Raw genomic sequence first — 16,120 nt, forward strand, 5'->3', positions numbered from 1 at the left:
TATAAAACCGTCTTAAGTGCTGATTACTTAAGGCGGTTTTTTTATTGTCATCCCTAGCCTAGCTATAAAAAAAGTGGTCCGGAAAATTTTCCGGACCACTCCATTTTAACAATCAACAATTATGAAATATTATTCCTTTAACAAACGTTTCACTGTTTCTCCATATTTGCCTTTTATCTTAACATAATAGGAAGCAGCTGCAAGTTGTTGAATATCTATTGGCTTAACATTCCCCATTCCACGAAGGTCTTCTGTTTTAACCAATCTGCCTCTTAGGTCATAAATTTCCAATCTTTCCAGTTCCATATTCTGTGGGTTACTAATGTTCAGAATATTTTTAGCAGGATTAGGATAAATCGATATGCTTCCAAGATTTTGATGGTTGTCGCCTATTCCGAGCACACTCTCTACGGTAAGTTCGAAATCACAGGTAGCTATATTTCCGTATTCGTCCATTGCCGTTAGCGTGATGGTATACGTACCATCAGGTAGCGGTGTTCCCGGAGCTGGATCCTGTGTTGTTAAAGTAATAGGATCGGTACAGTTATCTACTGCAGTTGCTTCGCCTGTTGCGAAATAATCTGGTAAAATATAGAAAATGTTTCCAGGTCCAGGATCAACTGTTTGGTCTGCAGGACAAGTAATAACAGGCGCTAAGATATCAACAACCGTTACAACCGCAGTACAGGTAGAAAGGTTTCCGTTATTATCCTGGCTAAACACTTGTACAGTCACCGGCGTGCCGATATCTGCACAACTAAACTGTGTTATGTCCACAGCAACGGTAAAGATGCCACATGCATCATCATTGGATGCTATCACATCATTTGGATCAAGGGTAGCGGTTCCGTCCGCTCCTAGTTCCAAAGTGAAATCTTGACAGACAAGAACTGGGCTTGTATTGTCTTCTACAGTTACTGTTGCGGTACAAGTTGCAGTGTTTCCATTAACATCCGCTACAGTCAATATTACAGTGTTGTCTCCTATGTTTGAACAATCGAAAGTATCGATATCAAGGTCGTAACTGGCGATACCACAAGCATCTGTGCTTCCGTTGTCTATATCCGTTCCCGCGATGGTTACGGTGCCTGTTACCGGATCCAATTCTACTGTGATATCTTGACAAACCACTACCGGAGCGGTAACATCCTCAACCGTTACAATTGCCGTACAGGTACTAATATTACCATTTACATCTGTTACCGTTAAAACTACATTGTTGTCACCCACATCGGAACAGTCAAATGTATCAATGTCAATTGAAATATCTGCCACCCCACAGTTATCTGTGCTTCCTCCATCAACATCGGCCGCTGTAATACTAGCGTTTCCGCTTGCATCGAGCTGAATGGTGATGTTCTGACATACGGCCATTGGAGCCTCATTATCAACTACTGTAACGGTAAAACTACAAGTACTTACATTTCCGTTCACATCTGTTGCAGTGAACTCAATTGTGTTCACGCCCACTGGAAATTGGCTTCCACTTGGATCGCCCATAGTTTGAACTACCGTATCCACACCACAGTTGTCCAGTGTAAAAGGCATCGGAAAGCTTACCGCTGCAGAACATATGCCCGCAGCCGTATCGACCGTAATATCACCTGGACAGATAATTGTGGGCGGGATGCTGTCCTCCACAGTTACTATCGTGGTACATTGTGAACTGTTTCCGTTCACATCGGTCACTGTTAGTGTAACAGTATTTGGGCCTACATTACTGCAGTCAAAATCAGTTATGTCTATTGAGGCACTTGCTATTCCGCAGGCATCCGTACTTCCGTTATCAATATCAGCAACGGTTATACTCGCCATCCCATCCGCATCTAATTGGATAGTGAAAGGCGCAGCGCAGTTGGCCACTGGCGCAACATTATCTTCAACTGTTACAATAGTTGTACAAGTTGAACTGTTTCCGTTCACATCTGTCACCGTTAGAGTGACTGTGTTTGGACCTACATCTGCACAGGTAAAATCTGTAATATCTATAGACGTACTTGCGATAGCGCAATTATCAGTACTTCCATTATCAATGTCGGCTACCGAGATGCTTGCATCTCCGTTAGCATCCAATTGAATAGTGAAAGGTGCGGCACAGTTGGCTACTGGTGCTTCGTTATCGTTTATTGTTACGTCAAAACTACAGATTGCTGTATTGCCAGATGCATCGGTAACCACAAAAGTATTTGTTGTTGTTCCAACTGGAAAGGTTGATCCACTCGCAAGTCCAGCAGTCTGAATTGTGGTTGACCCAGAGCAATTATCTGTTCCAACAGGAGTGATATAGGTTATTACAGCTCCACAAATCCCAGGATCATTTCCTTGGGTAATATTACCCGGACAAGTAATTTCGGGAGCTTCGGTATCGTTAACGATAACATCAAAACTACAAGTTGCTGTGTTTCCTGAACTATCGGTTACTACAAAAGTGTTGGTTGTAGTTCCAATTGGGAAAGTGCTTCCGCTAGGAAGACCAGCTGTTTGGGTAGGGGTCAATGCCGCATTCCAAGTAATTGTAATTTCACCATTGCCAGATCTCACTCCTGCAGTTGCAGTTCCGTTATTTACACCTCCTATATAAGAAGTTCCACCAGCACCGCCACCGCCTGACCAAGCACCGCCGCCACCACCAGCACCGCCGCCGCCTCCGCCGCCAGCATAATAGCCACCGCCGCCGCCACCGCCGCCAGAACCAGTAAAACCAGAACATCCTATCTTTCCATCACCGCCATTTCCGCCAATGGCTAAAACACCATTAATTCCTGAGCCTCCAGTATCACCACAGTTAGTATTTCCAGTTCCGCCGTTTCCGCCCATTGTATCGGTTGCGCCAATGCCTCCAGTTCCTCCAGGACCGCATCCACTTCCGGTAATTCCAGAACCTCCTAAACTAATATCACCACCATTTCCACCGTTTCCTCCGGGTCCGGACGCACAAGATCCTTGAGGTCCTCCAGCACCCCCACCGCCGCCTGCGGCAACGAGAACTCTATCATTTACAGTTCCTGGGGCAACTCTTACATCGCTTGCTCCTCCTCCGTGACCGGATGTATTAGGACCGCTAACACCGGGGTTACCCCCACCATTAAAACCATCACTTCCGCCTACGTATATTGACAACACTTCACCAGGTGTTACCGAAAGTTCTCCGCTCGCCATAGCTCCCAAGCCACCAATGCCAACAATTCCACCTACGCCAGATTCTCCTTGCGCGCCAAATGCTTCAATCATAATAGAAGTAACACCCGCAGGTACAGTCCAATTTTGGACGCTACCTGAATATGTAAAGGTTTGTGAAACTGGACCTCCAGAGCTACAATTATCTGCAGTTGTTACTGTATAGTTAACTACAGCCCCACAGATTCCAGGATCATTATCAACTATAAAATCCCCAGGACAAGTAATTGTTGGTGCGATATTGTCTTCTACAGTTACCGTAGTTGTACAGGTAGAAGTATTTCCATTTACATCAGTAACAGTAAGTGTAACCGTATTATCTCCAATTTCCGCACATGAGAATGTGTCTGGAGAAACTGAAAGTGTAGCAATTCCGCAGGCATCTGTTGAGCCTCCATCTACATCAGCACCCGTAATTGTAACGGTACCGTTTGCGTCAAGTTGTGCCGTAAAGGGTTGGCAAGTTGCCGTAGGAGCAACATTGTCTTCCACGGTTACAGTAGCAGTACAGGTTGAATTATTTCCGTTTACATCGGTTACAGTCAAGGTTACCGTATTGGCGCCAATATCTGCGCAAGTAAAAGATGCTGGAGAAACGCTTAATGAAGTAATTCCACAATTATCTGTTGAACCATTATCTATATCTGATGCGGTAATTATTACATTTCCGGTAGCATCTAGCTGCAAGGTTATATTTTGACAAACTGCAGTAGGCGCTATGTTATCTTCAACGGTTACTGTAGATGTACAAGTATCAGAATTGCCCGCTGCATCGGTTACAGTAAGTGTAACTGTGTTAGGACCAACTTCTGCACAACTAAAAGTATCAATGTCTATTGAATAAGAAACAATCCCAACATTGTCGGTTGAGCCGCCATCCACATCGGTAGCAGCAATAGTTACTGAGCCGGAAGCATCAAGTTGTACAGTAATATTTTGACATACTGCCACGGGTGGTTCCGTATCATCAGGCAATATAGTATAAATACATCCGGATTGCGCAGTAGGAACAAATTCAGCAGTATCATTATTAATCCAATATTGGATGTCATTGATTATTGCTGCTAATTCACTAGGCGTACCTGTAATAGGAAATCCACCAGGCACCGCGCTACAATCAAACTGCCAGTTGTCCACTTCTGTTTCAGGAGTGCCTGCAACATAAAGCCTAATAGCATTTACGCCATTGGTCAATTGATCTGGTAATGCTGTTGTGGTGTTTGAAGTATTTGCTCCGTCCCAATCGGCATCTGTAGTTACACCTGGATCTACATTACTGTGAATTCCAGTAATAAAAGTTGGTGAAGCCGCTGTGCCTTGATAAGCAAATAATTGATCACCAATAGAAGATAAAACACTTCCCGCCATAAAACTTCCTGGTAAAGTAACAATATCTCCCGCATTCATTGCAGAGGGGGCATACCAAGTTGCACTGCCATCGCCTGCACCTACGCACGTAATTGTATTTGGGTTTGAAATACCACAATCTGTGAATTTTATATTTGTTCCCGCAATTATATCTTTCAAAATTATAAATGCAAAACCATCATTTCCATCTAGGTTAAAACCTACGAAGGCAATATCACCCGCATTCAATGTTGTAGCGGGCGGTTCGTTTATGGTTACAGGTATTGTGCATGTCGCACTGTTGCCAGCTTCATCTGTAGCAGTTAAAACAACTGAATATACACCAACTCCAACCATAGTTCCCGCAGTGGGTGCTTGTGTAATTGTTATGTTTGCTGGTATTGAAACATTATCTGTTGCGGTAGTCCCGGTTACTAAATCTGGTATGGCTGCCATACCATTAATACCAGCTGTTATTGGAGCCGGTGTTGGGGCGCAAGTAATTACAGGTGGAGTTGTATCTCCCCCAGTACTAATCGTAAATGTACATCCAGCTTCTAATGCTGGATTATAAGGTGTAGTATTATCGCTTACCCAGTTTGCTCTATTGTTTACAATAGCTCGTATTTGAGCGGCTGTTCCAGTAACTGGTCCCCCAGCAATTGTACAGCTGAATTGCCAGTTATCTGATTCAGGAACTAATCTTACGGCAGTACTACCCGTAATCAAAGCATTTGGAAGTGCCGATGTAGAATTTGAAGTTGCAGCACCATCCCAGTTAGCATCATCCCCAGTGGCATCGTTATATTGTAATCCAGCAATAAATATGGGTGCTGCAGTTGAACCTTGGATAGCAAAAAGCTGATCGCCAATACTACTATAAGCTGCTGGAAATAGGGGTCCCATGTCTATAGTTACAACTTCTCCAGCTGTTCTGGCCACACCAGAAGTCCATGTAAATTCACCATCCCCATTGGTGGCAAAAAATCCGGCGCCATCATTCCATCCCATATCGGTAAAAATAATGGTGGTCGCAGCATCAATATCTTTTAGAAGAACAAAGGCTACAGTATCATCTGCATTTGTTGCACCGTCAGAATTACTTCCAACAAAAGCAATATCTCCCGCAGTTAATGCCGTTTGGCTATTGCCAAAAAAAGTAGCAAAGAGAAATAAAATTAATAGGGTAGTTTTTTTCATAATTTTTAGAGTTTTGGTTAAGTCAAATCTGGGGAGATTTATTAATTAGGATGTTATTTTTAATTTCTTGAAGGAAAGACTCCTTGTAGTGCAATTATATATCGAACAACCATATAAGGCTGCATATTGTTTACTGCTTGGCTTCCACCGGTATTGGCTACTGAGGTATTTGACATTGCCAAATCTGAAGAAGCGCCAAAAGCGTTTGTTCCGTCCCCAGCAACAAAAGCCCCGTTCGGATCATCGGTAGTCCCTTCCATTTTCGCATTTATTGCATGCCCATGTGATGGTAATTGTGCAACTGTTAAGGTATTGGTTTCCGTACCCGATCTTTGTCCTTGTTGACGTGTGGTAAGTCCAGGGCCAGTACCGGTATGTACAGCCACCCTTCCTCTCATTTCTGGAAGCCCAAAAGTAGTTCTGCCATCGCCCCCATAAGTGGTGCCTAATATTGAGAATAAAGCACTGTTTGAAGATATAGGTAGTAATTGTCCGTCACAATTGGCCCATAACCGTGGGTTAAAATTACCTCCAAACATGGAGATTTCTGCAAGTGTTGGATCTGATATTGACATAGTACTTAATTTAAAATATTATTTAATTTCTTGAAGGAAATACCCCTTGGAGTGCAATTATATATCGGACTACCATATAGGGTTGCATATTGTTTATTGCTTGACCTCCACCAGTATTGGCTACTGCTGTATTTGACATTGCTACATCTGCTGAAGCACCAAAGGCGTTTGTACCATCCCCAGCAATAAAAGCACCGCTTGGATTATCGGTGGTTCCTTCTTCTTTAGCATTTATAGCATGCCCGTGTGATGGCATTTGTGCAACGGTTAAGGTATTGGTTTCTGTACCCGATCTTTCCCCCATTTGTCGTGGAGTAAGACCAGGGCCAGTACCGGTATGTACGGCCACTCTTCCTCTCATTTCTGGAAGGCCAAAAGTAGTTCTGCCATCGCCTCCATAGGTAGTCCCTAATATTGAAAATAAAGCGCTGTTTGAAGCTATAGACAGCAATTGGCCATCACAATTGGCCCATGATCGTGGGTTGAAGTTTCCGCCAAACATGGAGATTTCTGCAATAGTTGGATCGTAAATTGACATAAAATATTTTTTAAATTAGTAAATAGACTAGACTGAAAGATTAAAATGTATGGTTGTTTCCCCTAAAAAGGTTTCTTTAATTGGGAATAATTTTTCGCCAAGATTTCTGTTTTTGGCCCAATGCTCGCCTGTAATATGAGCACCTTGTTCAGTTAAAGCCAATTCTGTAAAAGAAATGCTTTCTGAACTTGACACTTTAAAATAAATTCGAGCACTTTTGCCTTCCTCTTTATTTGGAAAATCGGTTATAAACTCATACCTACCTTGTTCATCAGTTTTAAGTTTTGCGCGATGCCTATATTTTGAGGAGTTTGGAGAAAGATGCCATACTTCTACAGTGGCATTTTTTAAAGGAGTAGCATCATCTTTACCATAAAGGGTTCCCTTAACTGCAACCGAATTGGAACTGAAAACCCCAGTTCTCAAATCTGTTTTGGTCTCAGCATATGGGTTATAACCTGAATATGGGCTTTCAGAAGTAAAAGCACTTGTAATTGTTGGAGTTAATACAGCTAGACCTGTTATGGCAAAAGCAGAATTGCGCATAAAAAGTCTACGCGAAGTAGTGTTTTTCATAATTTGGTTAGTTAGTTATTCTAAGATTTATATCCTTTTACGGGAAAGTTTTTCACAACTCTTCTTAAAAAAAGAAAACTTTAAACATTTGACAAGCAAGTTATAAAATAATCCTTAAAACCCTATACGTAGTACTACGTAAATTAAATTGCCCTTTTTAAATGTATATTAGCAGTGCTAAAAGTGAAATTATGCCTACCAACAAAGCCAAAATAAAATTAACCGAAATCACTCAAAATTTGATTTCTGAAAAGGTTGATGCTGACAGTCTAAAAAGCTCCATAGAAGAGCTAAAATTACTGCTCGAAAATGTTTCCGGCCTAAACCAAGAAGCACCCATAAATTCCGAAAACATTTTATTGCCTAGCGGAAAAGCCATCGGTCCCAAATGGGCAGGAATGTGCATAGAAGACGTTCCGCGTACGCATAAATTCATAAAAGGCATACATTCCGCAGTACAGGAGGTTCTGGGAAAAAATCCTAAAAAACCCGTTACCATACTCTATGCAGGCACAGGGCCATTTGCAACATTGGTCTTGCCTTTACTGGCACTTTTTAAGCCTTCCGAACTCCAACTCATTTTACTGGAAGTAAATACCGTGAGCATTGAAAGTTTAAAGAGAATTATCAAAGGTTTTGATGCCTATGAGTATATAAAAGCTATTTATCATTGCGATGCCGCAAATTTTATTGTTCCCTCAGAATTTGAAGCAGATATCCTTTTAATAGAATGTATGCAGCACGCCCTACTTCGCGAACCCCAAGTGGGCATTACCTATAATCTGCTTCCCCAAATGAAGAAAGATGTCATATTAATTCCTGAAGAAATTTCACTGCATGTGGCACTTGTTGATATGGAAAAAAAAGCGGAATATCTATCTATTGACAATATAGCAGAAAAGAGCTATTATGAAAATTCCGAAGCTGTATTCACGCTCAACAAAAAGGAAGTACTTCAAAATAATTCCGAATTCAAAAAAGAAGGTTTTCAATTTCCCGAAAAAGAAGTGTCTTTTTCCGAAGAACAGCTCTGCAATCACGATTTCATTACAGTTTCAACTGAGATAACCATTTTTAAAGATATCTCATTAAACATTGACGAAAGTGGCCTAACGGTACCGATGCTTTTAGCAGACCTCAACCACGACCAAAAAGTAATCGGGGCCAAAACACAATATATTGTTGGGACAGAGCCTGGCCTTACCTCTCAATTGGTGCGATCATAAAATTTCGAGAAAATCCATTAAAGCGCAAGTATCACCAAAAGGGCGCCTACGGAAATAAACACCCACAATGAAAACCCAAGAATCATGGGTTTCCAACCCGCCGATTTTATTTTTTCGAGTGAAAGTCCGGCACCTATCAAAAAGAGGGTGAGTACCAATAATGACTTTGAAACATTTGTAATTCCCTTGGTCAAAACTTCGGGTATGGGCAGATAACTATTTAAAATAATGGCCAAGATAAAAAGGAATATAAAGTAAGGGATTTTCACACTTTTTCCTTTCCCCTTAAATAGAAATACCGAAAACAGGGAAAGCGGAATAATCCAAAGCGCCCGTGCCAATTTAACCGTTGTGGCTACTTTGAGCGCATCTTCCCCAAAAGTATAGGCAGCGCCCACCACCGAACTGGTATCGTGAATGGCAATGGCGCACCACAGCCCAAACTGATGTTGGTCCAGTTCAAACAAATGGCCCAAAGGCGGAAAAATAATCAATGCGATGGAATTCAGTAAAAAAATAACCCCCAACGAGATGGAAATATCCTTTTGGGAGGCATTGATTACGGGAGCAACCGCAGCAATGGCACTGCCCCCACAAATAGCGGTTCCCGAAGAAATGAGGTGACTGCCCTTTCGGTTCATTTTTAATAACCTTCCCAATAGATACCCCAAGACCAAAGTTGCCACAATTGAAAAAACGGTAAGTAAAAAACCATCCCTTCCAGCCGTCAAGGTTTCTTTTAAATTCATTCCAAAACCCAAACCCACTACCGCTATTTTCAGTAGCCAGTTCACTGCTTTGCTGTTCAGGCTTAAAAAAGGATTTCCAAAAAAATATGTGAAGAGAAATCCGCCCACAAGCGCAACCGGGCTGCTTACATAGCCCAAAATGCACAGGACCATGCAAATAACAAAGAGTACTTTTATTACGGTCTCATTACGCTGTGCCCAAGACTTCATGGTTTTTTATCTTTTTTTTCAGAATTTTCTTCAGCGTTTTGTGGCTCCGTTGCTGTGTTTTTGAAAACCAAAGTTCGGTACGGAAAAGGAATTTCTATCCCCTCGCTGTCAAAACGCTTTTTTATGCTTTCCAATAAATCACAGCGCATATCGAACGAATCTGTATAATCCCGCGCCCAAACCCAGGCCCGAATGGTAACTGAAGAATCGTTTAAGGAAGTAAGCGCCACCCTAACAATGGGCTGGCCATCCAGCACATCAAGTTCAGAACGGTTGTCCAAAATAAGGGGGTGCTTGGTGCATTCTTCCTGCATAATCTTTTTTGCCAGATCGATATCGCTATCGTAGGAAATGCCAATCTCTATGCGATCGCAGATTTTAAGTTCTCCCAAATCATAGTTTATCAATTTCTCTTTATTGATAATTGCGTTGGGAATAACGATCATCTTATTTTCAAAATTTCGGATTACAGTATGCCGAAGGGTAATATCGGTAACCGTCCCCACCATGGTATCGGTGACTTTTATAATATCGCCAATTCTAAAAGGCTTAAAGGAAATGATAAAAACCCCGCCCACAAGATTTGCCAAGGCTTCCTGTGAGGCCACACCGGCAATAAGGGCTATAACACCCGCGCCGCCAAGCGCAGTTTGGGCCACCCCTTTTAAGGACGGAAAAGCCAAAAGCGCAAAAAGCACCCCAATACTGTAAATACCTATTACCGCTACATATCTCAAAAATTTAAAACTTGTAGGGTCTTCCAGATTGGCTATCTTTTTCCGTATGCTGCTTCGGAACCACATATTGGCAGAGGCAGCGCCCACAATGGTTAGTATGGAAACGATTCCCAAATAGAGAATTAAATTAAAATTGTGTTGGAGGGCATCGTACTTCTCTTCGTTTACGAAAAGAAAACTCAACAATATAATCCCCAATACAAGCCAGAGCGCATTGAGTATTCGTTTTATCCAACCGATTGCCTTGGGCGATTCGCCAGGATATTTTTTCTGTTCCTGCCTAACCAACCATTTATAGAGCAGATTGGTTGCAAAATGCAATATCAAAACGCCACCTATTACCCCCAAGGCGTAGAGAATATCTGATTGATATGTTTCAAAAAATTCTTTCATCCCTTAAAATTTCTTCCCCAAAAATACTAAATGCAAAACTGTCAATGCTAAAAATGATTTTTAAGTATTCTACCTTTTTCAGATTAAAGGCTTTAAAAGTTTTAATATCTTTAAAACCTCAACAATATTCCCTACGTATGAAGTTTATTTTTTCCACTAAAAGCGCGGTGCTAGTACTGTTTCTTTCCTTTACCATTTCTGCCAATTGCCAAGTATTGACCAATTCGCAAATTGACAGTTTGGTTCAAAAAACAATGAAAACCTTTGATGTGCCCGGTATGGCGGTAGCGGTTTTAAAAGATGGCAAGATTTACCATAAAAACACCTATGGTGTACGTTCCATAAAAACAAATGCCGAAGTGAACGAAAACACACTTTTTGGTGTAGCTTCAAACACCAAGGCGTTTACAACTGCCGCGCTTGCGCAGTTAATAGACCAGGGCAAAATAACCTGGGACACAAAGGTAACGGACGTTATCCCGGAATTTAAACTTTACGACCCATACGTAACCGCTGAATTTACTATACGCGATTTGGTAACCCACCGCAGCGGTTTGGGTCTGGGCGCAGGCGATTTAATGATTTTTCCGGCAAACAATACAACCACTAAAGCCGAAATGATCCACAATCTTAGATACCTAAAACCTGTGTCGTCCTTCCGCTCTAAGTTTGATTATGACAACCTGCTGTATATAGTGGCGGGGGAAATCGTGGCGAGGGTGTCCGGCAAAAGCTATGACGATTATATTGCAGATAATTTCTTCAAACCTTTGGGAATGGACCGTTCCCTGCTTTCCATTCCTGCCATTGCAGCGGACGGAAATCGTATTGATGGTCACGCCCCAGTGAATGGTAAACTGGAAATTACGGGCAATACCTTTACGCAACTCGCTACACCAGCGGGCGGTATTTACGCCTCCATCAACGATATGGGCACTTGGGTACAAGCACAATTAAATCAGGGAAAATATGGTCCGCAACTTAAGGACAGCCTTTTTAGTGAAAAAATGCATCGTGAAATGTGGACGCCACAAACCCTATTGCGTACTGGTAGCGGCCCTTACAACACACACTTTTTGGCATATGGGCTGGGTTGGTTTTTAAGCGATGTAAATGGCTATTTTCAAGTTACACATACAGGAGGTCTCTTGGGTATTGTTAGCCAGGTAACCCTGATACCAGAGCTAGACCTTGGTATCATTGTACTTACTAACCAACAGAGTGGCGCAGCGTTCAATGCTATAACAAACTCAATAAAAGATGGTTATTTCAACATAAAAGGGCAAGACAGGATTAAGCAATACAACGAGCGCCGCTTGGCGGGCGAACGGGAGGAAGACAGTATTGTAAAAACACTGGAGGCTGCCCTGCAAAAACAATTAAAAAGCAAAGCGCCCAAACCAGATATTACCACTGTACTCGGCACCTACCAAGACCCTTGGTTTGGAAACGTAACCATAAGCAATCAAAACGGAGACCTACGGTTTAAAGCTGAAAAATCATTGGATCTGGTGGGTACAATGACCTTTTACAAGGGCACTACCTATGTGGTACGATGGGACGATGCTTCTTTAAAGGCCGATGCTTTTGTAAACTTTTCACTAGATACCGAAGGGAGGGCCAAAGGGTTTGCTATGACCGCTATCTCACCTTTGACCGATTTTAGTTATGACTACCAGGATTTGGAGTTTGAGCGGGTGAAGTGAGGGGACTGCCCTATGATGAGAAATTTATATCGAAATTTTAGAAAAAAGGTTAGGTTTTTAACTTAGATCTTTGTTGTGAGTAGTTTTTACTTTAACTTTTCTAGTAATAGTTCGGCAACTGGTTCTGAAGATGCAGGATTTTGTCCAGTTATTAACAAACCATCTTCGACCGCATAAGGACTCCAGTCTGCTTTTTTAGTGTAAATTCCACCATTACTCTTTAACATTTCTTCAACCAAAAATGGAACAACAGAAGTTAGTTGAACAGCTTCTTCTTCTCCGTTTGTAAATCCAGTTACTTTTTTTCCATTAACCAAAGATGTCCCATCCGTATTTTTTGTGTTTTTAAAAATTGCAGGAGCGTGACAAACAGCAGCAACAGGTTTATTGTTGTTATAAAAATCTTCTATTAAGGCAATTGAGTTTTCATCTTCAGCTAAATCCCATACAACACCGTGTCCACCAGGATAAAATACTGCGTCATAATCTGCTTGATTAACAGTTTCCAATTTTATTGTTTTAGATAAGATCTCTTGAGTTTCTTTATCATCATTAAATCTTATGGTTGCTGGAGTTTGGAAATCTGGTTCATTACTTTTTGGGTCAATTGGAGGTTGTCCTCCTTTTGGAGATGCCAAAGTAATTTCAATTCCTTTATCTTTTAATAAGTAATAAGGTGCTGCAAATTCTTCAATCCAAAAACCAGTTTTCAATCCAGTATCTCCTAAATCTTCGTGATTAGTTAATACAAATAATACTTTTTTCATTGTTTTGCTTTTTTTTGTGTTAATACTTAATTTTTTTTCATTAGAATTATTTTCTTTTGTGTTTTTACCACAAGAGGAAAATAAAGCTAAAGCGATTATAATTGTTGTTATTCTTTTGATTAGAGACAAAATTACTGTCAAATTAAGTACTGAAAATTGATGTATGGTAATAAAATCAATTATGAGATATTTCTTTTCTAATTCTACTTAAGCTTTCGGTAGTAATTCCTAGATAAGAAGCTATATGGTAATTTTTTACAGCCTGTTCAATATTTGGGTAAGTGCTAATAAAAGAAATGTATCTTTCTTTAGCTGATTGGGCTAAATTTGCTAATATTCTGTTTTGAAAGCTAGCAAAAGCTCTTTCCATTTTTTTTCTGAAAAAAGTTTCTAATTGTGGAATCTCTACAAATAAATCTTCCATACTTTTTTTGGAAATTTCATATAAAGTTGCTTCCTGAATAGTTTCAATATACATAATCGCTTTGGATGCCGTGAAGAAAGCCGTATAATCGCTTATCCACCAATCATTAATGGCGAATTGCAAAGTATGTTCTTTACCAGATTTGTCAATAAAGTAAGTTCTTAAACATCCATTGTAAACATAATATTGACTGTTCACTTTATCACCTGCTTTTAATATTGTAGTCCCTTTTTTTAACTTGAGTTTTTTAAGTTTACTTTCAATAAGATTCATTTCTTTTTTTGAAAAAGAAATGCCCTTAAAAATTTCTAATATTATTGAATCTTCGATGTTCATTTAAATTACTCGCAACGTTAAGTATATGAAGCGTAGCGCCCGAATGGGAGCTATGATTTTATAAACAGTGTTATGAGCTTTTTTACATTCTTCATTGTCACTGGAAAATTGTCCATGCTTAAGTCTCTTATCTCCATTCCAAGGCCCCTTATTTAGTTCTACATTTGTAGTGTAACAAAAATAAGTCAAAATGAAATTTAAAAGTTTAATCAAATTAAGTAGCCTAGTTCTAATTCTAGGGATAACAATTCAAGCATTTTCTCAATCTAAAAAAAGTAATATTATGGACAACACAAAAAATGAAAACATCGGATTATTAGTAATCATGAAAGCGAAAGAAGGTAAGGAGCAAGAAGTGAAAGAGTTTCTTCTAGGTGGTTTATCATTGGTAAATGCAGAACCAAAAACTGTATCTTGGTTTGCATTTCAAATAGATGAACAAACTTTCGGAATTTATGACACATTTGAAGCTGAAGAAGGCAGACAGGCACACTTAAAAGGAGAAGTGGCAAAAGCCTTATTGGCCAATGCTGGAGATCTTTTAGAAGGTTTTGATGCTAGCAGAGACATTAAGACTGTTGATGTTCAAGCAAGTAATCATAAAGTGGGTAATCAGAATAAGGGGTTGTTGGTGATTATGAAAGCCAAAGAAGGAAAGACATCTGCAGTGGAGGATTTCTTACAAGCGGGCAAGTCATTGGTAAGTTCTGAGCCTGCAACTTTATCTTGGTATGCTTTTAAAATCAATGAAGAAACCTATGCCATTTTCGATACGTTTGCAGATGACGCTGGCAGAGATGCTCATTTATCAGGGAAAGTAGCAGCAGCGTTGATGGAGAATGCGCCTGTAATTTTGGAAGGCTTTGATGCTTCAGCAATTCAAAAAATTAACATTCTAGCTTCAAAATAAATATTTGACTTAAGAAAGGAGAGGAGTGCTTTTGGCACTCCTTTTTTTTAAATTTGAATGAGCTAAAAAATAAATTTAGTATGGCAAAAATAATTATAGACAAACAAAACGGGGAACTTGCGTTTAGATTAGAAGAGTTAAACGATCTAAGCCAGTTTGATCATTTACAAAGAAGAAATTATTATTCTATCGTTTTGTTATGTGGAATTAGCTATGAACTAAGCGTTGATTTTCAAAATTTTAAATTGCAAGGAAATCAAATGATTTGTTTGGCTCCGTATCAACCCTTCATGATACGTTCTGAAGAAAAGTGTCAGGGTTATTTATTGAATTTTCATCCCGATTTTTTTTGTACATATAGACATCAAAACGAAATAGAGACCGAGGGATTCCTTTTTAATAATTTCCATGGTTTACCCTATTTTACTGTAAACGAGCAAAGCCTATTTCTTAATTTGATTGATCAAATTTCGAAAGAGATGGACAAAGACTCAATCGCTCAGCATGAAGTTCTTGTGGCATTTTTAAAAGTGTTTTTAATAGAAGCGGTCAGACAAAAGAAACAATTTGATCAACAATTAACTCCCAGAACGTCAGATTCAAAAACAGAAATTTTACAAAATTTAGTCGATGCAATTGAGAGTAATTATTGCAAACTCCATTCTCCCCAAGAATACGCAGATGAACTAAGTGTAAGTCCTAAAACTTTAGCCGGTATCGTCAAGAAATATCTCAATCAAACGACTTCATCCTTAATTTCAAATAGGATCATTATTGAGGCGAAACGAGAACTTTATTTAACTTCTAAACCAGTGAAACAAATTGCTGCTTTTTTAGGTTATGACGATGAATTCTATTTCAGTCGTTTTTTTAAAAAGAAGGTAGGAGTATCGCCTGATATTTATCGTAAGACAGTTGGTTTTGCTAAACTAGAGTCAAATTAATTGCTCACAACGGCAGTCTGTCTCAAAACCGCCCTTCAATTGTTGAAAATAGTTTTTAATTCCATTTTCGGCAAGTAAATGGAGTAAAAGTTGAAAGATCGGCCTTTGTCCCCAGAAACCGTTTTCAGGGCATGTTTGTGAAGGGAAAGCGCCCCTTGAAGCCATAAAAGCAGCAAAACAGGCCACCCTGCAAGCGTTATCCCCAGCTTTAGCATTCGTTTGAGGTTGTATGCCAGCGCAATCAGGCCAAAATCCGCCGAGGCACTCTCAAGGCCCCTCTTGGTCATGATATGGTCGAACCCCCA

12 protein-coding genes and 1 pseudogene are annotated in these 16,120 nt (G+C 40.2%); 4 read left to right on the forward strand and 9 right to left on the reverse strand.

What is annotated here, in order from left to right; genetic code table 11:
• Positions 1–129: 129 nt before the first annotated feature.
• From LS48_RS15650 to LS48_RS12615, 4 genes are read right to left on the reverse strand one after another with little or no spacing between them, the layout of a single operon-like run.
• Complete coding sequence (locus LS48_RS15650; protein ID WP_062622863.1) at positions 130–5,724, reverse strand: T9SS type A sorting domain-containing protein; 5,595 nt, start codon at positions 5,722–5,724, stop codon at positions 130–132.
• 59 nt (positions 5,725–5,783) lie between these two features.
• Positions 5,784–6,299 (reverse strand): phage tail protein, encoded by a 516-nt coding sequence (locus LS48_RS12605; protein WP_235811034.1) that lies wholly within the window; start codon positions 6,297–6,299, stop codon positions 5,784–5,786.
• A 22-nt stretch (positions 6,300–6,321) separates the two neighbouring features.
• Positions 6,322–6,837: a phage tail protein gene (locus tag LS48_RS12610; RefSeq protein ID WP_235811035.1), complete on the reverse strand. Its 516-nt coding sequence runs from the start codon at positions 6,835–6,837 to the stop codon at positions 6,322–6,324.
• Between the two features lie 27 nt (positions 6,838–6,864).
• Positions 6,865–7,413 carry a hypothetical protein gene (locus LS48_RS12615; protein ID WP_062622864.1) on the reverse strand — a complete coding sequence of 183 codons (549 nt, stop codon included), beginning with the start codon at positions 7,411–7,413 and terminating at the stop codon, positions 6,865–6,867.
• A 191-nt stretch (positions 7,414–7,604) separates the two neighbouring features.
• Here LS48_RS12615 and LS48_RS12620 point away from each other — a divergent pair, with 191 nt between their 5' ends.
• Positions 7,605–8,639, forward strand: coding sequence for an SAM-dependent methyltransferase (locus tag LS48_RS12620; protein WP_131807726.1), 1,035 nt, complete (start codon positions 7,605–7,607; stop codon positions 8,637–8,639).
• A 17-nt stretch (positions 8,640–8,656) separates the two neighbouring features.
• Here the strand turns inward: LS48_RS12620 and LS48_RS12625 are convergent, their stop codons facing one another.
• Positions 8,657–9,598: a YeiH family protein gene (locus tag LS48_RS12625; RefSeq protein WP_062622866.1), complete on the reverse strand. Its 942-nt coding sequence runs from the start codon at positions 9,596–9,598 to the stop codon at positions 8,657–8,659.
• The gene (locus tag LS48_RS12630; protein WP_062622867.1) at positions 9,595–10,728 is read right to left on the reverse strand and encodes a mechanosensitive ion channel family protein; all 1,134 of its coding nucleotides are present in this window, start codon (positions 10,726–10,728) and stop codon (positions 9,595–9,597) included. The genes LS48_RS12625 and LS48_RS12630 overlap by 4 nt, the downstream gene beginning before the upstream one ends.
• A gap of 137 nt (positions 10,729–10,865) precedes the next feature.
• Between LS48_RS12630 and LS48_RS12635 the strand changes: the two genes are divergently transcribed.
• Positions 10,866–12,434 (forward strand): serine hydrolase, encoded by a 1,569-nt coding sequence (locus LS48_RS12635; RefSeq protein ID WP_062622878.1) that lies wholly within the window; start codon positions 10,866–10,868, stop codon positions 12,432–12,434.
• A gap of 86 nt (positions 12,435–12,520) precedes the next feature.
• On the opposite strand, the gene LS48_RS12640 is transcribed toward LS48_RS12635, so the two are convergent.
• On the reverse strand, positions 12,521–13,321 hold the full coding sequence (locus LS48_RS12640) for a type 1 glutamine amidotransferase domain-containing protein (RefSeq protein ID WP_062622879.1): 801 nt from the start codon (positions 13,319–13,321) through the stop codon (positions 12,521–12,523).
• A 55-nt stretch (positions 13,322–13,376) separates the two neighbouring features.
• Entirely contained in the window at positions 13,377–13,961 is a 585-nt protein-coding gene (locus LS48_RS12645) for a Crp/Fnr family transcriptional regulator (RefSeq protein WP_062622868.1), read from the reverse strand.
• A gap of 190 nt (positions 13,962–14,151) precedes the next feature.
• Between LS48_RS12645 and LS48_RS15630 the strand changes: the two genes are divergently transcribed.
• Both LS48_RS15630 and LS48_RS12655 read left to right on the forward strand, forming a co-directional pair.
• Positions 14,152–14,871: a putative quinol monooxygenase gene (locus LS48_RS15630; RefSeq protein WP_062622869.1), complete on the forward strand. Its 720-nt coding sequence runs from the start codon at positions 14,152–14,154 to the stop codon at positions 14,869–14,871.
• 80 nt (positions 14,872–14,951) lie between these two features.
• A complete protein-coding gene (locus LS48_RS12655) occupies positions 14,952–15,815 on the forward strand; it encodes a helix-turn-helix domain-containing protein (RefSeq protein ID WP_062622870.1) in 864 nt (287 codons plus the stop codon).
• Between the two features lie 35 nt (positions 15,816–15,850).
• On the opposite strand, the pseudogene LS48_RS12660 reads toward LS48_RS12655, so the two are convergent.
• Positions 15,851–16,120: pseudogene (locus tag LS48_RS12660) on the reverse strand (hypothetical protein); the annotation flags it as partial.

This window comes from Aequorivita aquimaris, from assembly GCF_001573155.1.
Classification (GTDB): domain Bacteria; phylum Bacteroidota; class Bacteroidia; order Flavobacteriales; family Flavobacteriaceae; genus Aequorivita; species Aequorivita aquimaris.